This is a genomic window from Promicromonospora kroppenstedtii DSM 19349 (genome assembly GCF_000515355.1).
Taxonomy (GTDB): domain Bacteria; phylum Actinomycetota; class Actinomycetes; order Actinomycetales; family Cellulomonadaceae; genus Promicromonospora; species Promicromonospora kroppenstedtii.
Window position 1 is genome coordinate 6,294 of record NZ_KI911577.1, and the last position, 501, is coordinate 6,794.

The 501-nt window shown below is 72.1% G+C and carries 1 protein-coding gene; it reads right to left on the reverse strand.

Annotated elements, in window-relative coordinates; genetic code table 11:
* Positions 1-186: 186 nt before the first annotated feature.
* Positions 187-501, reverse strand: a 315-nt coding sequence (locus PROKR_RS33435; protein ID WP_036959108.1) for a hypothetical protein, incomplete at its 5' end; no start/stop codon positions are given.

Here is a 501-nt window from a genome sequence, read left to right on the forward strand (position 1 = left end):
CACCTCGTAGACGACAGGGGTTCGGTGCACGACGCCGGCCCAGCGGAGCATGAGCGCGCCGAATCCGGGGGTGATCGGTGGGGGCGCCCGGGGTGACGGGCTCCTCCGGCTCGGGGCCGCCCGACGGCGGGAGCGTCGAGGGGTCGATCACGGAGCCATCCATGACCGGGGCCTGCCCGATGATGTTCAGGACAACGAGCTCGTCGCCGCGGTACGCGAGCGCGACGGCCTCGCCGATGACGCCTGACTCGGGGTCGGGGTCGGCGGATGCCCTCGGGGAGGTAGGGGAGTCAGGGCGTGGTCGACGGTCGCGACGAGCGAGTCGCCGGCCTGCTCGATGCCTTCGACGAGGATCTGCGCGAGCGTCTCGACGACGGGGGCCGACGTCGCGGCGTCCCAGACGTCAACGCGGGTGTCGATCTCCCACAGTGCGGCCGTGGGGGCGGCGAGGATGACCTCTCCCGACTCGTCGTCAGCGCTGGTGTACGTGACTACCTCGGC